This window comes from Pantoea rwandensis (assembly GCF_000759475.1).
Classification (GTDB): Bacteria; Pseudomonadota; Gammaproteobacteria; order Enterobacterales; family Enterobacteriaceae; genus Pantoea; species Pantoea rwandensis_B.
In genome coordinates this window covers 3913009-3932866 of the sequence record NZ_CP009454.1, presented here as the reverse complement: position 1 = coordinate 3932866, position 19858 = coordinate 3913009, and the positions used below count along the sequence as shown (strand labels likewise).

Below are 19858 nucleotides of genomic sequence, written 5' to 3'. Positions count from 1 at the left end.
TGTTAATAAATCAGCGGCTAATCATAGCCTGTTGCGAACCATTTAGGAATGGCGATGTCGCCTCATCCGCTATTCGCGCGTTCTGTTGTGGGATCAGTTGGATACTCCACCGAGCCACTGCGTGCTTCAGTAATTGCTCCGTGGTGGCATCTTGCCAACCCTCCAGTATCGGTTGACCCAACAAACGCAACGCGTGCACCAGCAATGGACGCGCGTCCCCCGCGGGTAAAGCGGGCGCATGATTCTGTTTCGAGAGCTTATTACCCTCGTCATTGATGGCCAGTGGCAGGTGCAGATATGCCGGCACCGGCCAGTCGAACTGCTGGTAGAGCGCGATTTGACGCACCGTGGGTTCGATCAAATCTGCCCCACGAACGATTTCCGTTACACCCTGAAAATGGTCATCCACCACCACCGCCAGGTTGTAAGCAAACAGCCCATCCCGACGATGGATAATAAAGTCCTCTTCCGCCAGCGAGGGTTCGGCGGCTAAGTGACCACGCAGGCGATCGTCAAAGCCATACACCGGCCGATGCTGACGCAAACGCAGCGCGGCGTTTTCTGCGGGGAGATGCAATTCCCGGCAGTGGCCGTCATAGAAGCCCCCGAGCTGCTGAATACGACTGCGCGTGCAGGTGCAGAAGTAGCTTTGACGATGCTGTTGCAGCCAATTCAGCGCTTCCCGGTAGGCATCATGGCGCTGCGACTGCCATAACACGTCGCCATCCCAATGCAGGCCATAGTGTTCCAGCTGTTGCAGGATGCGCGTGGCTGCGCCTGCCACTTCCCGTGGTGGATCGATATCTTCAATGCGCACCAGCCAGCGGCCTTGTTGCGCACGTGCGCTCAGATAGCTGCCTAATGCGGCTATCAGCGAACCAAAATGCAGATCACCAGAAGGAGAGGGGGCGAAGCGCCCAACGCAGGAGGAGAGGAGTGCGGTCATATTGAGGTGCACCGCACGTCGGGAAAACAGTGGTTTTCCCGGCAGTGCGGCGACAGTCTGCTCACGGCCATTAGCCTGCCATCTGCTTCTCGCGGATTTCAGCCAGCGTTTTGCAGTCGATGCAGAGATCGGCGGTCGGACGCGCTTCAAGGCGACGAATACCAATTTCTACACCACAAGAATCACAGTAGCCGAAATCGTCGTCATCCACTTTCTTCAGCGTTTTTTCGATCTTTTTGATCAGTTTACGCTCACGATCGCGGTTACGTAATTCCAGACTGAACTCTTCTTCCTGTGCGGCACGGTCTACCGGATCCGGGAAGTTAGCAGCTTCGTCCTGCATATGTGACACAGTGCGGTCTACTTCATCCCGAAGTTGGTTGCGCCAGGCTTCCAGAATCTTGCGGAAATGGCTCAGTTGGGCGTCGTTCATATACTCTTCGCCCGGTTTCACCTGATACGGCTCCACACCAGCGATGGCGAGGATACTCAGGGACGATGTTTTACGGTTTTGCCCTTCTTGCATGTTGTTTCTCCTGGATAACACGCCCTTCCCGTCATACTTCAGGTTGCATGTGCATTGGCTAAATGACCACCGACTGCCTGCAACGCGAATTATTAAGGGGTATATCGATTCCCATCAGGGAAAAAACAGGCCGCTATAAATAGCAGAAGCAGTCAAGGTTGGCAATTATTCATATTCGCACCTTGACAAGCCTGTGAGGAACAGCGTATTTAGCGCACCGGCCAGAACATTCCTATCACAGCAAATTGCTATAAATATTACAACTCTGCGTTAATCGTCACGGCGACGGGCTGAGTGAGTAACATTTGAGCAGGTGAAATCTGAGCCTGATACGCCAACACTTCCACTCCACAGCGTTGAGCCTGTCCCAGTAGTTCTGCGTAGTGTGCGTCGATATGGCGCGCCGGGGAGACGTCCTCAATCCCCGTATGCAGAACGGCGAACAACAAAACAGCTCGATGACCCTCTGCCGCGATAGTACTGAGTTCGCGCAGATGCTTCTGTCCCCGAGCCGTCACCGCATCCGGAAAAAAGCCTTTACCCTGCTGTAAAAGGGTGACGGACTTGACTTCAATATAGCAGTTTGATCTGCCCTCCGCTTGCAGCAGGAAGTCAATTCGGCTTTTTTCCGTACCGTATTTCACTTCAGGTTGGCAGTGGCTGTAAGCGGACAATTCTGGAATCGCGTCAAGGGTTAAGGCTTCACGCACCAGTTGATTGGCTCTGAGGGTGTTCACACAGATCCAGTGGCCTTGTTGTGTCTCGGTCAGTTCCCAGCTGTGCGGATACTTGCGCGTGGTGCTGTCTGAAGTGGAATACCACACGGTATCACCCGGTGTGGCGCAGCCGGTCATCGCGCCGGTGTTGGCGCAGTGAATGGTCAGTGTCTCACCCTCTGGTGTCACGACATCGGCAAGAAAGCGCTTATAGCGCGCGATAAGACGAGCGGGTTTTAGCGGTGGATCAAACTGCATTCAGGCTCCTGACGAAGAAGGCAATGGCCAGCGCGCCAGCCGCCGATAACGGGTGCGTCCCTGACTAAAAGTCGATGAGAACAGCGCAAAGTCACTGACATCGTAGCGCCAGTGAAAGCCGCGCGGTGGTAAGGCCACTTTTTGTGTGGCGTGGCGCAACAGGGTGATATGCGGATGAAAAGGCTGCGCACTCTGCGCGCAGCCGTGTCGTGCCGCCTGCGCACGCAGCAAGCTCGCTAACTGCAACAAGCCACGCGGCGCACGTTGGCAGCCAAGCCACACGACGCCAGGACGCGGCCAGTGCCCCGCATCATCCAAATCCAGGCTAAAACCGGGCTGGACAATGCGCGAAGCTAACTGCTGTAACTGCTGCGAGGTCTCAGCACTGACATCCCCCAGAAACGCCAGCGTCAGATGCAGATTGGCGGCGGCCACCGGTTTTCCTGCCTCTTCTGCAAAGTGATCTGCACGCCACTGTACCAGCTGTTGCTGGAGCGGCGCGGGCAGTTCGAGGGCAAAAAACAGACGTTGTATCGACATGGTGACGTGGCCGTTGAGTGCTACAATGCGCGCCATGTTAGCACAGGCAGAGTGGGAGTTAAGTGTGAGTGAATTACCGGTAAGTGAGGTGCTGCCTGCATTGCTCGATGCATTGTCTCAGTCATCACAAGTTTTACTGGCGGCACCCACCGGCGCGGGAAAATCGACCTGGCTGCCGCTGCAATTGCTACAGCAGTCGGTGCTGACGGGGCGCATCATTATGCTTGAGCCGCGTCGTCTGGCGGCGCGTAATGTGGCGCAGCGCCTGGCGGATCAGTTGGGTGAACAGCCCGGAGCCACTGTGGGATACCGTATGCGCGGCGAAAACTGCTGCGGCCCCCATACGCGACTGGAAGTGGTGACCGAAGGCATTCTGACACGCATGCTGCAGCGCGATCCCATGCTTGAAGGCGTGTCGCTGGTGATCCTCGATGAGTTTCATGAGCGTAGTCTGCAGGCCGATTTAGCACTGGCGCTGCTGCTGGATGTACAACAGGGGCTGCGCGATGACCTGAAAATTCTGCTGATGTCCGCAACGCTGGATAACGATCGGTTGCGTCAGCTGCTGCCTGCTGCGCCTTTTATTGTCTCTGAAGGACGCAGCTTTCCGGTGACACGCCGTTATGCCTCTCTCAACCCGCAACAGCGTTTTGACGAAGCGGTGGCGCGAGAAGTGGCGCAGTTGCTGCGTGAGGAGTCGGGTTCGCTGCTGTTGTTCCTGCCGGGCGTGGCAGAGATTGAGCGCGTGAAGCGCGAGCTGGAATCCCGCGTCGGTGAAGACGTGGATCTCTCTCCTTTATATGGTGCGCTCTCATTGGATGCGCAGCGTCGCGCGATTCTGCCTGCGCCCGCCGGTCGCCGCAAAGTGGTGCTCGCCACTAACATTGCCGAAACCAGTCTCACCATTGAAGGTATCCGCTTAGTGGTGGATAGCGCGCTGGAGCGTTCGGCACAGTTTGATATGCGTAGCGGCGTAACGCGCCTGCAAACGCAACGCATCAGCCAGGCTTCCATGACCCAGCGAGCCGGGCGAGCCGGGCGTCTTGAACCCGGCATTTGCCTGCATTTGCTGCCGCAGGAGCAGGCGATGCGTGCAGCGGCGCAAAGTGAACCCGAAATCCTCAATAGCGATTTGGCCGCGCTGCAGATCGATTTGCTGCAATGGGGTTGCCAGGATGCGTCACAGCTCTGCTGGCTGGACGCGCCACCGCCACGCAGCTTGCGAGCGGCACAGGCTTTGCTCACGCGCTTAGGCGCATTAGAAAACGGCAGGCTTAACGCGCGCGGCCGTAAAATGGCGACGCTTGGCAGCGATCCGCGTTTGACGGCGATTCTGTGTGCGGCACAGAGCCACGATGCCATCGCCAGTGCCGCTCTGCTGGTGGCGATACTGGAAGATCCACCGCGCAACGGTAGTGCAGATTTGCGCGATGCCCTTAATCGACCACAGCCGCATTGGCAAAGGCGCGCGCGTCAATGGCAGCAACGGTTGAATGCCAGCGATGGTCGCGTCAATCCCGATCTTTTCCCCGCATTATTGGTGGCAGGCTTTGCCGATCGTCTGGCGCAGCGGCGAGGCGACAGCGCACGCTATCAGCTGGCTAACGGTATCGGCGCGATGCTGGATGAACAGGATGGCCTGAGTCGCTATGAGTGGTTAATCGCGCCGACCCTGTTACAGGGCGCCAGTGCCGCCGAAGCGCGCATGTTACTGGCGCTGCCGGTAGAGATAAGTGCGTTACGCCAGCAATGTCCTGCACTGGTGTCGCAGCGCATTGATGTGGAATGGGATGAAGAGAAAGGGACATTGCGCGCCTGGAAACGGGAACTCGTGGGTGCGCTGGTCCTAAAAGCACAGCCGCAGGCGCGACCGGAACCGGAGATTTTACACCCGGCGATGTTGCGCTGGATCCGCGAAAAAGGGCTCTCGGTACTCGGCTGGACCCCCGAAGCCGAACAGCTGCGCTTGCGCTTGCACTGTGCCGCGTCCTGGCTGCCGGAAGAGGCGTGGCCAGCGCTGGATGATGAGAGCTTGCTCGATTCGCTTGAACGCTGGCTGTTACCCGAGATGGGATCCGTGCGCGATCTCAGGAGTCTGCAGGGCGTCAATCTTGTCAGCGCATTATTACATTTGCTGACATGGTCACAACGTCAGCGGCTGGATACTGTGCTGCCAACTCATTACACTGTGCCGACCGGAAGTCGCCTGCCTATTCGTTACGATGCTGAAAAGCCTCCGGCGTTGGCAGTGCGTATGCAGGAGATGTTTGGGGAAGCGCAAAATCCCGCGGTGGCCGAAGGCCGCATTCCGCTGGTGCTGGAGTTGCTCTCACCCGCGCACCGGCCGTTGCAGATCACCCGTGACCTTGCAGCGTTCTGGCGGGGAGCGTATCCAGAAGTGCAAAAAGAGATGAAAGGACGCTATCCCAAACATCCCTGGCCCGACGATCCGGCCAGCGCCTTACCGACAAGGCGCACCAAGAAATTTTCATCGTGACACGCTGTGGATCGAATTCAGAGGGTTCTGCCATGCGCAGCACGAGAAAGCAGTTAGAGTAACGGCCGCAGCCGTAGCTATGCCTGGAGAATAAAAGCATGTCTGGGAACGATCGCGAACCTATTGGGCGTAAAGGAAAAGCGCCAAAGCCGCCGCGCACCACTGCGCGCCGGGGTCGCCGCAGGGAGCTTGATGATGATATCGATCAGGACGATTTTGACGAAGATGATGAGGAGAGCACACCGGTGCCACCAAAAGGTAAAGGGAAAGGAAAACGTCCGCCACGCGGCAAACGTCGTTGGTTAGGCTGGTTAATTAAGCTTTTCCTGGTCTTTGTGGTAGTGATGGTTGCCTGGGGCATCTATCTCGACTCTGAAATCCGCAGCCGCATCGACGGTAAAGTGTGGCAGTTGCCTGCCGCTGTTTACGGCCGCATGGTGAGCCTTGAGCCGGGGATGTCGTACGACAAAAAAGAGATGATTGCGCTGCTGGAAGGCACGCAGTATCGCGAAGTGTCGCGCATTACCCGTCCGGGCGAATTTAGCGTCAAAGGCAACACCATCGATCTGCTGCGTCGTCCGTTTGATTTCCCGGACAGCAAAGAGGGGCAGATCAACGCCCGTCTGACGTTTAGCAACAACGAACTGAGCGAGATCAAAAACCTCGATACCGGGCGTGATTTTGGCTTCTTCCGCCTCGATCCACGCTTGATCACCATGCTGCAATCGCCGAACGGTGAGCAGCGTCTGTTCGTGCCGCGCGCGGGCTTCCCGGATCTGCTGGTCAGCACGCTGATCGCGACCGAAGACCGCCACTTCTACGAACACGACGGCATAAGCCCGTACTCGATTGGTCGTGCATTCCTTGCCAATATCACCGCCGGTAAAGCGGTGCAGGGCGGCAGTACCTTGACCCAGCAGCTGGTGAAAAACCTGTTCCTTACCAACGAGCGTTCACTCTGGCGTAAAGCGCGTGAAGCTTACATGGCGGTGATCATGGATGCGCGCTACAGCAAAGATCGCATCCTTGAGCTGTATCTCAACGAGGTGTACCTCGGTCAGGCAGGCAACGATCAGATCCGTGGCTTCCCGCTGGCGAGTTTGTATTACTTCGGTCGTCCGGTGGATGAGCTGAGCCTCGATCAGCAGGCGATGTTGGTCGGCATGGTGAAAGGGGCGTCACTCTATAACCCATGGCGCAACCCGAAACTGGCGCTGGAGCGTCGTAACCTGGTCCTGCGTCTGCTGCAACAGCAGAATGTCATCGATCAGGAGCTGTACGACATGCTGTCAGCGCGTCCGCTGGGCGTGCAGCCGAAAGGCGGAGTGATTACGCCTCAGCCTGCGTTTATGCAGATGGTGCGTAACGAATTGCAGGCCAAACTGGGCGACAAGGTGAAAGATCTCTCTGGCGTGAAGATCTTCACTACGCTGGATCCGATTTCGCAGGATGCCGCAGAAAAAGCGGTGGAAGATGGCATTCCGGCACTGAAGAAACAGCGCGGTCTGAAGGATTTGGAAACCGCGATGGTGGTGGTTGACCGCTTCAGCGGCGAAGTGCGCGCGATGGTGGGCGGTGCCGATCCGCAGTTTGCCGGTTACAACCGTGCGCTGCAGGCGCGTCGTTCTATCGGTTCACTGGCTAAACCGGCGACTTATCTCACTGCCTTAGGCCAACCCAATACCTATCGTCTGAACAGTTGGATTGCCGACGAACCTATTGCGCTGAAACAGCCTAATGGATCGATCTGGAAACCAATGAATGACGACAAGCGCTTCAGTGGCAAAGTGATGTTAGTGGATGCGCTGACCAACTCAATGAACGTGCCAACGGTTAATCTGGGTATGACGTTAGGGCTGAATTCCGTGGTTGATACCTGGACGAAGCTCGGCGTACCGAAGGATCAGCTGAATCCGGTGCCAGCGATGCTGCTGGGTGCCCTGAACCTGACACCGATTGAAGTCGCTCAGGCATTCCAGTCGATTGCCAGTGGCGGTAACCGCGCAGATCTCTCTGCGGTGCGCTCGGTGATTGCGGAAGATGGGACTGTGCTGTATCAGAGCTTCCCGCAGGCGCAGCGTGTCGAACCGGCACAGGCGGCTTATCTGACGTTGTACAGCATGCAGCAGGTCGCCGATCACGGTACGGCGCGGGCGCTGGGCGCGCGTTATCCTAATGCCCATCTGGCAGGTAAAACGGGTACCACCAATGATCTGATCGACAGCTGGTTTGCGGGCGTTGATGGCAAAGAAGTGGCCATCACCTGGGTGGGCCGCGACAATAACCAAACCTCGAAGCTGTATGGTGCGAGCGGAGCGATGCAAATTTATCGTCGCTATCTCGATAACCAGGCCCCGATGCCGCTGCAGTTGACACCGCCGGAAGATATTACGCAGATGAATGTCGATTCCGCCGGTAACTTCGTCTGTGGTTCGGGCAGCAGCACCTGGCGTTCGCTGCCGGTGTGGACGTTGGATCCAGCCTCGCTGTGTCAGCAACAGCAGCAGCAGATCCAACAGCAGCAAGAGTCGCAACCGCAGCAGCAGTCACCTCAGCAGCCGCAGGACGAGCAAAAAGATGCTGATGGCGTAGCTGGCTGGATCAAAGATATGTTCGGCAGCAAATAGTTAGCTGCAGAAAGCACAGGGCGCTTCGGCGCCCTTTTTTACGTCTGCACGATTGTTATTCGCGATCATGGATATGCACGATCTGGTCGCAAACGCACCGCCATCAGCCATTACATCTTGCGGATCTTGCAGGACTTCGCCTAAAATTCGTGCGTCTAATAATCATTCTCGTTTTCATTCGCCTGCATCGTTTCCTTTTTCGAGAGATCCTTTTTATGAATGCGCGAAATTTCAATCCTTGTTCTGCGCGTGCTGCGACCTCCCGTCGTCCGCTCGCTTTATTGATTTCTTTAACACTGGGTACGCTGAGCGCGCAGGCGCTGGCAGAAGATACCGTGGTGGTGACCGCCAATGGCGGTAACACCGTTGCGCAGGAAAGCGCCTGGGGCCCGGCTCCTACCATTGCCGCTAAGCACAGTGCCACCGGCACGAAAACGGATACGCCCATTGAGAAAAACCCGCAGTCGGTTTCGGTGGTGACGCAGGAAGAGATGGCGATGCACGCGGTGACCAGCGTGAAAGGGGCGTTCAATTACACGGCGGGTGTGCTGACCGGTAACCGCGGTAGCTCCAGTGTGATCGATGCGCTGTCGATTCGTGGCTTTAGTGAAACCAACACCAACCAGTATCTTGATGGTTTGAAACTGCAGGGTGACAACTACTCCGAGTTTGCCATCGATCCTTACTTCTTTGAGCGTGCAGAACTGCTGCGTGGCCCGGTTTCAGTGTTGTACGGCAAGAGCAACCCAGGCGGCGTGGTGTCACTGGTCAGCAAGCGCCCGACGCAGGAAACACTGCGTGAAGTGCAGTTCCAGATGGGCACCGATAACCTGTTCTCTACCGGCTTCGATTTCGGCGGATCGCTGGATGATGACGGCGTGTACAGCTATCGCGTGACCGGTCTGGCTCGCAGTGCAGACGCGCAGCAGGATATGAACAAAGAGAAGCGTTATACCATCGCGCCTTCGTTCAGCTGGCGTCCGGATGCCAATACCCGCTTTGATTTGCTGACCTATTTCCAGAACGAGCCGGAAACCGGTTATTACGGCTGGTTGCCGCGTCAGGGCACCGTGGTCGGCATTACCCGCCCGGACGGCAGCAGCTACAAACTGCCCACCAACTTTGATGAAGGCGAAGACAGCAATAAGATTTCGCGTAACACCAAAATGGTGGGCTACAACTTCGAACACAGCTTCAACGATACCTGGACGGTGCGCCAGAATCTGCGTTATGCGGATATGCGTACCGGATATCGCAGTATTTACGGCTTTGGTTACAATGAAGCTGCCAGGAATATTACTCGCTACTCAGCCTTATCCGATGAGAAGCTGAATGAGTTCTCCGTGGATACTCAGGCGCAGGCAAAATTTGATACAGGTGCCGTTGAGCACACTTTGCTGCTTGGGGTGGATTTCCAACGCATGCGTAATGATATTGATGCTCAATTCGGTACTGCCAATAGTCTGAACCCTTTCAACCCGCAATATGGTGATGACACCACGTTCCCCTATGCCGATCCTTATCAGCATCTAAATAAGCAGCGCCAAACAGGCCTTTATGCTCAAGATCAAATGGAATGGAACCGCTGGGTGCTGACCTTGGGGGGGCGTTACGATTACGCTATGACCTCCGTTTATGATCGCGTTGCCGGTTCTGTTGATCGTCAAAATGATCAAGCCTTCACCTGGCGTGGAGGGCTAAACTATGTCTTCGACAACGGCATAGCACCTTACTTTAGTTATAGCGAAGCTTTCATACCTAACTCAGGCTCAACCTGGGGAGGTCAGGCATTTGACCCATCGCGCGCTAAACAGTATGAAGCGGGTGTGAAGTATGTACCTAAAGATCGTCCAGTCGTCTTGACGGCAGCAGTATATGAGCTGACAAAAACGAAGAACCTTACGGCCGATCCTGATCCAACGCATCAGTTTGCCAGTATTCAGAGCGGTGAAATCCGTTCACGCGGTGTTGAATTGGAAGCCAAGGCAGCACTGAACGCCAACATCAACATGACGGCGTCTTATACCTATACCGATGCCGAATACACTGAAGACACAGTGCTGAAAGGTAGAACACCAGTGCAGGTGCCGAAGCACATGGCATCGCTGTGGGGGGATTACACTTTCCACGAAACGGCATTGTCAGGTGTGACACTGGGTGCGGGTGTGCGTTATGTAGGTGAAAGCAAAGGGTTATATGCAGAGAACACGCAGAATGGCAGTAACTCAAACCAAAACTTCGACGTAGCGGGTTACACCACCGTCGACGCAGCGCTGAAATATGACCTCGGCCGTTTCGGTCTGCCAGGCTCTTCTGTGGGTGTTAATATCAACAACCTGTTCGATCGTGAATACGTTGCCAGCTGCTACCGTGATTACGCTTGCTACTGGGGCGCTGAACGTCAAATCGTTGGTACTGCCACCTTCCGCTTCTGATTCGTCAGGACGAAGATGTTGTGATTTTGGGCGGCCTCAGGGCCGCCCCTTCAGAATCAAATCGGTTTTGTGCTTATTAACCAGGAATCACCATGCAGCATCCGCACCACGAAGAAACCACCTTCACGCTGGATAATGTCAGCTTTCGCGTGCCTGGGCGCACGTTGCTGCATCCACTTTCACTCACCTTTGCGCCGGGTAAAGTGACGGCGCTGATTGGTCACAACGGCTCGGGTAAATCCACCTTGCTGAAAATGCTGGGGCGTCACCATGCGGCGAGTGAAGGCCAGGTGCTGTTGAACCGCGATGCGGTGGAGAACTGGGGCAGCAAAGATTTTGCGCGCCAGGTGGCGTATTTGCCGCAGCAGTTACCGGCGGCAGAAGGGATGACGGTGCGTGAGCTGGTGGCGATTGGTCGTTATCCCTGGCACGGTGCACTTGGGCGCTATGGCCAGGAAGATCGCGACCGCGTAGAGGAAGCGATTACGCTGGTGGGACTGAAACCGTTTGCCGGGCGTCTAGTCGATAGCCTGTCCGGCGGCGAACGTCAGCGTGCGTGGTTGGCGATGCTGGTGGCGCAAAATAGCCGCTGCCTGCTGCTGGATGAACCCACTTCAGCGCTGGATATCGCCCATCAGGTTGATGTGCTGGCACTGATTCAACGTCTCAGCCGTGAGCGCGGGTTAACGGTGATTGCCGTGCTGCATGACATCAATATGGCGGCGCGTTATTGCGACCGTCTGGTGGCGCTGCGAGGCGGCGAAATGATTGCGGAAGGCGGGCCTGACGTCATCATGCAGGCCGATGTGCTGGGCAATATCTACGGTATTCCGATGGGCATCTTACCCCATCCACAAGGCGGTGCTCCCGTCAGTTTTGTTTACTGAGGCCTCGCCATGTTCGACATTTCACGCCGTCGCTTGCTGACGGCGCTGGCACTGACGCCACTGATGAACGTAGCCCCATTGCGTGCGGCAACGCCCGATCTGCAGCGCATCCTGGCGCTGGAATGGCTACCCGTTGAGCTACTGATGGCGCTCGGTGTATCGCCGCTCGGTGTGGCTGATTTGCGTAACTACAACATCTGGGTTGGCGAGCCGATGCTATCCGCCAGCACCATCGATCTCGGCCTGCGCACCGAACCCAATCTGGAACTGATGACGCAGCTCGAACCTTCCTTAATTCTGCACTCCAACGGCTACGGTCCGGGATTGGATAAACTCGAACGCATCGCGCCGACCATGGGCTTTGATCTGAATAGCGGGGACGGCAAACCGTTAAGTACTGCTCGCAAATCACTGCATGCGCTTGGTGCCCGACTGGGACGGGAAGCGCAGGCGGTACAGCATCTGCAATTCCTGGATGAGCAGCTCGCGGCAGCGCGCGAGCGTCTTAAACCCTGGGCAGATCGTCCGGTGCTGCTGATGTCATTGATGGACAGCCGTCACGCCATCACGTTTGGCACCAACAGTCTGTTCCTCGAAGTGATGGAAATCCTTGGCCTGAGTAACGCCTGGCAGGGTGAAACCAATTTCTGGGGCAGTGCCGTGGTTGGGCTTGAGCGGTTAGCCGATGTCGGCGATGTGCAGGTGATCTGTTTTGATCACGATAACGATCGTGACATGCAGCAGGTGATGAAAACTGCGCTGTGGCAGGCGCTGCCGTTTATCCGCGCGGGCCGCTTCAAGCGTGTGCCTGCCGTCTGGTATTACGGCGCGACCTATTCAGCACTGAAATTTGTCCGCGTGCTGGAACACGCGCTGGAGTCGCACTGATGCGCCATCGTCTCTTTCCTGTGATGCTGCTAAGCAGCATGTTTTTACTGGCGCTGGCGCTGACTTTTATCAATCTGCGTGACGCGCTGCCAACGGCGCAGTGGGCACAAGCCTTCTTTGCGCCGGACATCAACAGTATCCAACAGGTGGTCTTCCATCACAGCCTGTTATCGCGTCTGGCTCTGGCGCTGTTGGTGGGGGCAGGTCTCGGATTGGCCGGTTTACTGTTTCAGCAGGTGCTGCGCAATCCGCTGGCGGAACCAACCACGTTGGGTGTGTCTTCCGGCGCACAGCTCGGTATCACGGTCGCCACGCTCTGGCACTTGCCGGGCGGTGAGCTGACGCAGCAATTTGCTGCGATGGCGGGCGCAGTGCTGGTGGGCATCCTGGTATTTGGCGTGGCCTGGGGCAAACGGCTGTCACCCGTGACGCTGATCCTCGCCGGGCTGGTCCTGAGCCTGTATGCCGGCTCGGTGAATCAAATCTTTGCCATCTTTAATCACGACCAACTGCTGAATATGTTCCTGTGGAGCACCGGCGCACTGAATCAGATGGATGGGCACAACGTCGCCATGCTGTGGCCGCGTCTGTTGCTGGCTTTTGTCGTGGCGCTGGCATTGCTGCGTCCCCTGACGCTCATGGGGCTTGATGACGGCGTAGCAAAAAACCTCGGTCTGGCACTGTCTGCTGCGCGCGTCGGCGCACTCGCTCTGGCGATTCTGTTGAGTGCGCAGTTAGTGAACGTCGCCGGGATTATCGGTTTTATCGGGCTGTTTGCACCACTGCTGGCGAAAATGCTCGGAGGGCGTCGCTTACTCAGCCGCATGCTGCTGGCTCCGCTGATTGGTGCCTTACTGCTGTGGCTGGCCGATCAGTGCGTATTGTGGCTGACCAGCCACTGGCGTGAGGTTTCCACCGGCACAGCCACCGCGTTGATTGGCGTCCCGATTCTGCTGTGGCTGTTGCCGCGTTTACGTACCGGCTCGGTTCCACCGGCGATGAATATGGGTGACAAGGTGCCGGCAGAACGCCAAAAGGTGGTGCTGTGGTGTGTCATTGGCCTTGGGGTGCTGGCGCTGCTGAGCGTTATCGGTATCTCCTTTGGTCGTGATGCACACAGCTGGACCTGGGTGAGTGGCGAGATGCTACATCAACTGCTGCCCTGGCGTGCACCACGTGTGCTGGCGGCGTTAGTCGTGGGGATGATGCTGGGTGTGGCAGGTGCGTTGATTCAGCGTCTCACTGGTAACCCGATGGCAAGTCCGGAAGTGTTAGGCATCAGTTCCGGCGCGGCCTGTGGTGTGGTCGTGATGATGTTCTTTGTGCCGGGTGACGCCGTGGCGTGGCTGCTGCCCGCTGGCGCATTAGGCGCGGCGCTGACACTGCTGGTGATTATGCTGGTCGCCAGTCGCGGAGGTTTCTCACCGGAGCGTATGTTGCTCGCGGGCATGGCGCTTAACAGTGCCTTTGTCACCTTGCTGATGGTGCTAATGGCGAGTGGCGATCCGCGCATGGGCGGCCTGCTGAGCTGGATTTCCGGTTCAACTTACAACATCAATATGTCGCAGGCAGTGCAAAGCGCCATGGTAGGTATCGTATTCATTGCGCTCGCGCCACTGGCGAGCCGCTGGCTCACACTGCTGCCGCTGGGTAGTGCGACGGCACGTTCAGCAGGGATGGCATTAACGGGTTCGCGTCTGGCCCTGCTGCTGCTGGCGGCGGCGTTAACGGCCACGGCGACTTTGACCATCGGCCCGTTGAGTTTTGTCGGTTTGATGGCGCCGCATATCGTGCGCATGCTGGGGTTCAGGCGCGCATTACCGCAGGTGTTGATGGCGGGATTATTAGGTGGCGGATTGATGGTGTTTGCAGACTGGTGCGGCAGGATGCTGGCGTTCCCGGATCAGATCCCGGCAGGTTTAATGGCAACCTTCTTCGGCGCGCCGTATTTTATCTGGCTGTTGCGTCGCGCATAAACGCGCAAGCTACGGCATTTGGTGTCTGTAAGGCGGCTGAGGATAAATGCGCAAATTACGGCAATAGGTGTATGCGGAGCAGCAGCGCCTAAGGGACAGACGTGCACATCAATGTAGGGGCGCCATTCATGGCGCCCGCTAATGGCTTACAGCTTCGCAAAGCTGCGGCGTGCCGCATCAATGGTGCGCTGAATATCTTCCTGGCTGTGTGCCAGTGACATAAAGCCTGCTTCAAAAGCAGAAGGTGCGAGGTAAACGCCTTCTTCCAGCATCAGGTGGAAGAAGCGCTTGAAGCGCTCAACGTCGCATTTTGTCACGTCGGCATAGCAGGTTACGCTCTCGGCATCGGTGAAGAAAATGCCGAACATGCCGCCAACGTGGTTGATTACCAGCGGAATGTTTTCTGCTTTTGCTGCTGCCAGCAAGCCTTCAGACAGTTGAGTGGTGAGGTCGGTCAGGGTGCTGTGCGTGCCTGGTTGAGCAATCTGCGTCAGACAAGCAAAACCGGCCGCCATGGCAATCGGGTTACCGGAAAGCGTACCCGCCTGGTAAACCGGACCCGTTGGCGCCAGTGCAGCCATCACATCACGACGACCACCAAATGCGCCCACCGGCATGCCGCCACCGATGATTTTGCCGAGGCAGGTCAGATCCGGCGTCACATCGTAATAAGCCTGAGCACCACCCAGCGCCACGCGGAAACCGGTCATCACTTCATCGATAATTAGCAGTGCGCCAAATTCATCACAGAGTGCGCGCAGGCCCGGCAGGAAGTCTGGCTGCGGAGGAATGCAGTTCATGTTGCCGGCAACCGGCTCAACGATGATACAGGCGATATCGTCAGGATACTGCTCGAAGGCTTCGCGCACGGACGCCAAATCGTTATAGGTGCAGGTCAGGGTGTGTTTAGCGAAATCAGCGGGAACACCCGGAGAATTTGGCTGGCCCAGGGTCAACGCGCCGGAACCGGCTTTCACCAGCAGGCAATCTGCGTGGCCGTGGTAGCAGCCTTCAAATTTGATGATTTTATCGCGATGGGTGAAGCCACGGGCCAGACGGATGGCGCTCATGGTGGCTTCGGTGCCGGAGTTCACCATACGCACCATGTCCATACTTGGCACCAGCTCACACACCAGCTCGGCCATTTTCACTTCCATTTCGGTTGGGGCACCGAAACTTAAACCACGAGATGCCGCTTCAATCACCGCATTGCGGATATTGGCGTTGTTATGCCCCAGCACCATTGGGCCCCATGAACCGACATAGTCGATGTAGGCTTTGCCATCGGCGTCATACAGATAAGCGCCGTCGGCGCGTTCGATGAACAGCGGCACACCGCCCACACCGGTAAAAGCACGTACCGGGGAGTTCACACCGCCAGGGATCAGGCGTTGCGCTTCGGCATACAGGTTTTCTGACTTACTCATTGCTCGGCTCCTGCTGTTCTGGAAAAAAATTCTGGCGCCATTCTAAGGGAAGAGTCGCCTGATTAGAAAGGCAAGCAGGTGCGAAAGCCTTTTAAAGCTATACTTTAGCGCAGCGCAGGCGGCACACAGTGTCAAGCGCAGTACTTGATTGCACTGGGCGGCTGGCAGATAATAGCGGAATTAAGGTCGTTTTCTGACCTGGACGTTTACCCGGAGTAAAACATGAGTGACGACGTAGCAGCGCTGCCTTTGCAATTCACTGAAGCAGCAGCGAAAAAAGTAAAAAATTTGATCGCGGATGAAGAAAATCCAGAGCTGAAACTGCGCGTGTACATCACCGGTGGCGGTTGCAGTGGTTTCCAGTACGGTTTTACGTTTGACGATCAAATGAATGACGGCGACATGACCATTGAAAAGCAGGGCGTGGCGCTGGTTGTTGATCCAATGAGCCTGCAGTATCTGGTGGGCGGTTCGGTTGATTACACCGAAGGTCTTGAGGGTTCACGTTTTATCGTGACAAACCCGAACGCGAAAACCACTTGCGGTTGCGGCTCTTCCTTCAGCATCTGATCCCTTTTCTGACCGCCGTTCTGGCGGTCAGAACTTTACCACTCAACAGTCACTAATCGTGACGTCTCACGACGCTTCGCATCGCGTTTAAGCACGCTTTCGGTCACGCGCGGCTGTGCACTGAAGTGACGTCCACAATCAATCGATGGCAATGTTTGTTCGCTTTGGCGCGAGATATCGCAGCGGGAAAAGAGTGTCAGCGTGACGGCAATAGAGCCGGTGGAGGTCGCCGCGCCAATTGGCGCAGCCATCGCGAGCCCTATGGCCAGGAGCAGTGCTCTGGTCATTGATAATTCCTGGTGAAGTCAAAAGTTGCGCGTTGCGCAAAAAGGGCACCGAGCATACGTGGCCGCAGTGCCTTGTATTTTGATTTTCGACAATTTTTGCCGAATCTTTAATCTTTTTTGGTGCTATTTTTCGCCGGATGTAAATCTGCACACAGCTGTTTGGCTGCCAGCAGGATACGCGGACCCGGTCGGCTCAGCCAGTCATCGTTAATGGCAATCACCGGCACCGCCAGTTGTGGTTGCCAGAATTTCACAATATTCGCGGCTTGCGCACGGTCACCGCCAATCACAATCGCCTGGGGATGACGCGCCAGCACTTGCTCACGGCTCACCTGTGGCCAGCTTACGCGACTGTCAGCAAAGATATTTTTACCGCCACACAGCGTGATCACTTCGTTTTGCAACGTATTACGCGATGCAGTAAACAGCGGCTGTTGACCAAACTGCAAAAACAGGGGGATCGGCGTGCGTTGTTGATACTGTTGACGCAGATCATCCTCTTGCTGGCGCAGCGCCTGTGCGGCAGCCGCCGCCTGCTGAGGCTGTGGACTCCACGGTTTGAGCGCTGCTAGCGCATCAATCATCTGATCAATGGTCTGCGGATCAATCCATTCGACTTTAATGCCCAGACGTTGCAGTTGATCGATCTGCCGCTGCGGATTGCCGCCGCGCCAGGCCAGCACCACATCCGGTTTCAGTTGCAGGATGCGTTCAACGTTGATGCCCTGCCAGTTTGCCACCTGCTCTAGCTGTTGGGCCTGCGCCGGAAAATCTGAATAGGCGCTGACCGCTACCGGCGTAATGCCTGCAGCGAAAGCCAGTTCGGTGAGATGGGGCGATAGCGTGATAACGCGCGGGGCAGCGGCAAACAGGCTATTGCCGATCAGCAATAGCCCCAGAAGCCAATATTTAGCCACGCGCCAGTTGTGCCAGCAGGTTTTCCACCATCAGCGACGATTGCTTAGCGGCAACAACCAGGAACTCATCAAAGCTCAGGTGGGATTCTTTGTCCGCGACATCGGAAATTGCACGCACCACAACAAACGGCACCTTGAACTGGTGGCAAACGTGACCGATGGCGGTGGCCTCCATCTCCACGGCGATCGCCTGTGGGAAGGTGGTGCGAATGCGTGCCAGTGGCTCAGCACCGTTGATGAAGGCATCACCGCTGACCACTAAACCGCGCACCGCTTTGAGATCCAGCTGCTTAATCACCTGCTCTGCAGCGGCGATCAATTTTTCATCCGCCACAAAGGCTGCCGGGCAACCGGCCATCTGACCCGGTTCGTAACCAAATGCGGTAACGTCGGCATCGTGATAACGCACTTCATCGGAGACCACGATATCGCCCACTTTCAGTGAAGCGGCCAGACCACCCGCAGAGCCGGTATTGATCACCAGATCGGGTTTGCACAGCTCCAGCAGCAGGGTCGTGCCGAGCGCCGCCGCGGTTTTACCGATGCCTGATTTCAGCAGAGCAACCTCAACACCGTTCAGCGTGCCGGTATAAATTTCACAACCAGCCAGCGTCAGCGTCTGACGGTTTTCGATTTTGTCACGCAGCAGGGTGACTTCCTGCTCCATCGCGCCAATAATGCCTGCTTTCATAAAGAATCTCGCTGTAGTTATGGATGTAAAGCTTAAAAGTGAGGCATAGTCTACCATGGCTGGCAGAGGATGAATTCACCAAAAAATAAGGGGTAATGATGGCGCCGATCAATTTCAAAAATAAGATCAGTTTCACCCGCCCTTATACCAGCCGCAAAGATCCTGAGGGCGAATACTTTATTACACGGCACTTTGAGAGTGACCGTGGCCGCATCATCAATTCTGCCGCGATCCGCCGTCTGCAACAAAAGACTCAGGTATTTCCACTGGAGCGTAATGCAGCGGTGCGTTCGCGTTTGACCCACTCGCTGGAAGTGCAGCAAACCGGGCGCTATATCACCAAAGAGATCCTGCAATACCTGAAAACGCAAGGCGGCGGACTGGCACATTACGGGCTGGATGAGTTTGAAGGCGCGTTTGAGAGTCTGATTGAGATGGCCTGCCTGCTGCATGACGTGGGTAATCCGCCGTTTGGTCACTTTGGTGAAGCCGCCATCAATGACTGGTTTGACGACAACCTGCCTCTTGAACTCGTGGACCCGCTGGTGGCGGGCGTGGCAGATGAGCATCAGCGCGCCGATTTTAACCAGCTAAATGCAATGATTCGTCAGGATTTGTGCCACTTCGAAGGCAATGCACAGGCAATTCGCCTGGTGCATACGCTGCTGCAGCTCAATCTTAGCTATGCGCAGGTGGCCTGTATTTTAAAATATACTGCCCCCGCATGGTGGCAGGGCGATAAGCCGGCAGAATTTAGCGTGCTGATGAAAAAACCGGGTTTTTATTTGTCCGAACGTGAATATGTGGCTGACTTACGCGCAGCCACCCATATTAAAGAGCATCATCGCTATCCACTTACCTGGATTATGGAAGCCGCTGACGATATCTCATACTGTATTGCCGATTTAGATGACGCGGTCGAAAAAGACATTTTTGATGTTGAGACCTTGTATAAGTCTCTGCTTAAAGCCTGGGGGACGGTAAATAGTGGTGATGCGTTCAGTCGCACAGTGAGCGAGGCATGGAAGGAAGCCAACCAGAAAAAACGCCGTAGCCTGAGCGATCAATTTTTCATGTCATTACGAGTTAACGTGCAAAATGTGTTGGTTAGCCATGCCGTGCGCCGTTTTGTCGATAACCTTCCGGCTATTTTTGAAGGGAATTTCAATCATGCGCTGCTGGAAGATGACGGTGATGAAGGCCGTCTGTTGAAATTATTTAAAACCGTGGCGCGCCAGCAGGTATTTAATCATCCAGAAGTTGAACAGCTCGAATTACAAGGCTATCGGGTGATAAAAGGGCTGCTGGAAATCTATCAGTCATTAATGTTGCTGGATTATGAACAATTTACTACGCTGATGAACGACGATTTTCTGCCGAAATATCCGATTGAAACGCGACTGTTTCATAAGCTTTCAGGAAAACATCGAAAAGCTTATCAGCAGCAGATGCGGGCACTGATTGTCGAGCATAAATATCAACGCTTGTTGTGGGAGCGTTATTATCGTTCGCGGTTGATTCAGGACTATATCAGCGGGATGACAGACAATTATGCGTGGGATGAGTATCGTCGTTTGATGGCCGTGGAATAAGCTGAGTTTTGTAAAGATGAAGAATAAATTTTTACCTTTGCCCAAAACTTCATTAGGAACTTCGCGCTAAAAACTTAA

The 19858-nt window shown here is 55.8% G+C and carries 16 protein-coding genes; 8 read left to right on the top strand and 8 right to left on the bottom strand.

Going from position 1 to position 19858, the window contains the following annotated elements; genetic code table 11:
- Positions 1-10 precede the first annotated feature (10 nt).
- The 4 genes from gluQRS to thpR form a co-directional block, all read right to left on the bottom strand.
- Entirely contained in the window at positions 11-946 is a 936-nt protein-coding gene (gluQRS, locus tag LH22_RS18085; RefSeq protein WP_038648985.1) for a tRNA glutamyl-Q(34) synthetase GluQRS, read from the bottom strand.
- 70 nt (positions 947-1016) lie between these two features.
- Entirely contained in the window at positions 1017-1472 is a 456-nt protein-coding gene (dksA, locus tag LH22_RS18080; RefSeq protein WP_034829547.1) for an RNA polymerase-binding protein DksA, read from the bottom strand.
- A gap of 257 nt (positions 1473-1729) precedes the next feature.
- Positions 1730-2446 (bottom strand): DNA/RNA nuclease SfsA, encoded by a 717-nt coding sequence (gene sfsA, locus LH22_RS18075; protein WP_038648983.1) that lies wholly within the window; start codon positions 2444-2446, stop codon positions 1730-1732.
- A complete protein-coding gene (thpR, locus tag LH22_RS18070; RefSeq protein ID WP_038648981.1) occupies positions 2447-2986 on the bottom strand; it encodes an RNA 2',3'-cyclic phosphodiesterase in 540 nt (179 codons plus the stop codon).
- 25 nt (positions 2987-3011) lie between these two features.
- Between thpR and hrpB the strand changes: the two genes are divergently transcribed.
- The 6 genes from hrpB (at position 3012) to fhuB (ending at position 14296) form a co-directional block, all read left to right on the top strand.
- A complete protein-coding gene (gene hrpB / locus LH22_RS18065) occupies positions 3012-5483 on the top strand; it encodes an ATP-dependent helicase HrpB (RefSeq protein ID WP_038648978.1) in 2472 nt (823 codons plus the stop codon).
- Between the two features lie 98 nt (positions 5484-5581).
- Positions 5582-8110: a bifunctional glycosyl transferase/transpeptidase gene (mrcB, locus tag LH22_RS18060; RefSeq protein ID WP_038648976.1), complete on the top strand. Its 2529-nt coding sequence runs from the start codon at positions 5582-5584 to the stop codon at positions 8108-8110.
- 215 nt (positions 8111-8325) lie between these two features.
- Positions 8326-10545: a ferrichrome porin FhuA gene (fhuA, locus tag LH22_RS18055; protein ID WP_038648974.1), complete on the top strand. Its 2220-nt coding sequence runs from the start codon at positions 8326-8328 to the stop codon at positions 10543-10545.
- 92 nt (positions 10546-10637) lie between these two features.
- Positions 10638-11432 carry a Fe3+-hydroxamate ABC transporter ATP-binding protein FhuC gene (gene fhuC, locus LH22_RS18050; protein ID WP_038648971.1) on the top strand — a complete coding sequence of 265 codons (795 nt, stop codon included), beginning with the start codon at positions 10638-10640 and terminating at the stop codon, positions 11430-11432.
- A 9-nt stretch (positions 11433-11441) separates the two neighbouring features.
- Positions 11442-12320 carry a Fe(3+)-hydroxamate ABC transporter substrate-binding protein FhuD gene (gene fhuD, locus LH22_RS18045; protein ID WP_038648968.1) on the top strand — a complete coding sequence of 293 codons (879 nt, stop codon included), beginning with the start codon at positions 11442-11444 and terminating at the stop codon, positions 12318-12320.
- Positions 12320-14296, top strand: coding sequence for a Fe(3+)-hydroxamate ABC transporter permease FhuB (gene fhuB / locus LH22_RS18040; protein WP_038648966.1), 1977 nt, complete (start codon positions 12320-12322; stop codon positions 14294-14296). The genes fhuD and fhuB overlap by 1 nt, the downstream gene beginning before the upstream one ends.
- Before the next feature lie 146 nt (positions 14297-14442).
- On the opposite strand, the gene hemL is transcribed toward fhuB, so the two are convergent.
- Complete coding sequence (gene hemL / locus LH22_RS18035; protein ID WP_038648963.1) at positions 14443-15723, bottom strand: glutamate-1-semialdehyde 2,1-aminomutase; 1281 nt, start codon at positions 15721-15723, stop codon at positions 14443-14445.
- 222 nt (positions 15724-15945) lie between these two features.
- On the opposite strand from hemL, the gene erpA reads away from it, so the two are divergent.
- The gene (gene erpA, locus LH22_RS18030) at positions 15946-16293 is read left to right on the top strand and encodes an iron-sulfur cluster insertion protein ErpA (RefSeq protein WP_034829523.1); all 348 of its coding nucleotides are present in this window, start codon (positions 15946-15948) and stop codon (positions 16291-16293) included.
- Positions 16294-16328: 35 nt separating this feature from the next.
- On the opposite strand, the gene LH22_RS18025 is transcribed toward erpA, so the two are convergent.
- The 3 genes from LH22_RS18025 to mtnN all read right to left on the bottom strand — a co-directional run bounded on the left by LH22_RS18025 (position 16329) and on the right by mtnN (position 18188).
- Positions 16329-16580, bottom strand: a complete 252-nt coding sequence (locus LH22_RS18025) for a hypothetical protein (protein WP_038648961.1) — start codon at positions 16578-16580, stop codon at positions 16329-16331.
- A gap of 107 nt (positions 16581-16687) precedes the next feature.
- Positions 16688-17497 carry a vitamin B12 ABC transporter substrate-binding protein BtuF gene (btuF, locus tag LH22_RS18020; protein WP_038648958.1) on the bottom strand — a complete coding sequence of 270 codons (810 nt, stop codon included), beginning with the start codon at positions 17495-17497 and terminating at the stop codon, positions 16688-16690.
- Positions 17490-18188, bottom strand: coding sequence for a 5'-methylthioadenosine/S-adenosylhomocysteine nucleosidase (gene mtnN, locus LH22_RS18015; RefSeq protein ID WP_038648956.1), 699 nt, complete (start codon positions 18186-18188; stop codon positions 17490-17492). The genes btuF and mtnN overlap by 8 nt, the downstream gene beginning before the upstream one ends.
- A gap of 98 nt (positions 18189-18286) precedes the next feature.
- Between mtnN and dgt the strand changes: the two genes are divergently transcribed.
- Positions 18287-19780, top strand: a complete 1494-nt coding sequence (dgt, locus tag LH22_RS18010) for a dGTPase (RefSeq protein ID WP_038648953.1) — start codon at positions 18287-18289, stop codon at positions 19778-19780.
- Positions 19781-19858: the final 78 nt, after the last annotated feature.

Excerpts from the sequence above, each read along its gene's own strand:
- gluQRS (WP_038648985.1), bottom strand. The coding sequence starts at position 946 with ATGACCGCACTCCTCTCCTCCTGCGTTGGGCGCTTCGCCCCCTCTCCT.
- dksA (WP_034829547.1), bottom strand. The coding sequence starts at position 1,472 with ATGCAAGAAGGGCAAAACCGTAAAACATCGTCCCTGAGTATCCTCGCC.
- sfsA (WP_038648983.1), bottom strand. The coding sequence starts at position 2,446 with ATGCAGTTTGATCCACCGCTAAAACCCGCTCGTCTTATCGCGCGCTAT.
- thpR (WP_038648981.1), bottom strand. The coding sequence starts at position 2,986 with ATGTCGATACAACGTCTGTTTTTTGCCCTCGAACTGCCCGCGCCGCTC.
- hrpB (WP_038648978.1), top strand. The coding sequence starts at position 3,012 with ATGCGCGCCATGTTAGCACAGGCAGAGTGGGAGTTAAGTGTGAGTGAA.
- mrcB (WP_038648976.1), top strand. The coding sequence starts at position 5,582 with ATGTCTGGGAACGATCGCGAACCTATTGGGCGTAAAGGAAAAGCGCCA.
- fhuA (WP_038648974.1), top strand. The coding sequence starts at position 8,326 with ATGAATGCGCGAAATTTCAATCCTTGTTCTGCGCGTGCTGCGACCTCC.
- fhuC (WP_038648971.1), top strand. The coding sequence starts at position 10,638 with ATGCAGCATCCGCACCACGAAGAAACCACCTTCACGCTGGATAATGTC.
- fhuD (WP_038648968.1), top strand. The coding sequence starts at position 11,442 with ATGTTCGACATTTCACGCCGTCGCTTGCTGACGGCGCTGGCACTGACG.
- fhuB (WP_038648966.1), top strand. The coding sequence starts at position 12,320 with ATGCGCCATCGTCTCTTTCCTGTGATGCTGCTAAGCAGCATGTTTTTA.
- hemL (WP_038648963.1), bottom strand. The coding sequence starts at position 15,723 with ATGAGTAAGTCAGAAAACCTGTATGCCGAAGCGCAACGCCTGATCCCT.
- erpA (WP_034829523.1), top strand. The coding sequence starts at position 15,946 with ATGAGTGACGACGTAGCAGCGCTGCCTTTGCAATTCACTGAAGCAGCA.
- LH22_RS18025 (WP_038648961.1), bottom strand. The coding sequence starts at position 16,580 with ATGACCAGAGCACTGCTCCTGGCCATAGGGCTCGCGATGGCTGCGCCA.
- mtnN (WP_038648956.1), bottom strand. The coding sequence starts at position 18,188 with ATGAAAGCAGGCATTATTGGCGCGATGGAGCAGGAAGTCACCCTGCTG.
- dgt (WP_038648953.1), top strand. The coding sequence starts at position 18,287 with ATGGCGCCGATCAATTTCAAAAATAAGATCAGTTTCACCCGCCCTTAT.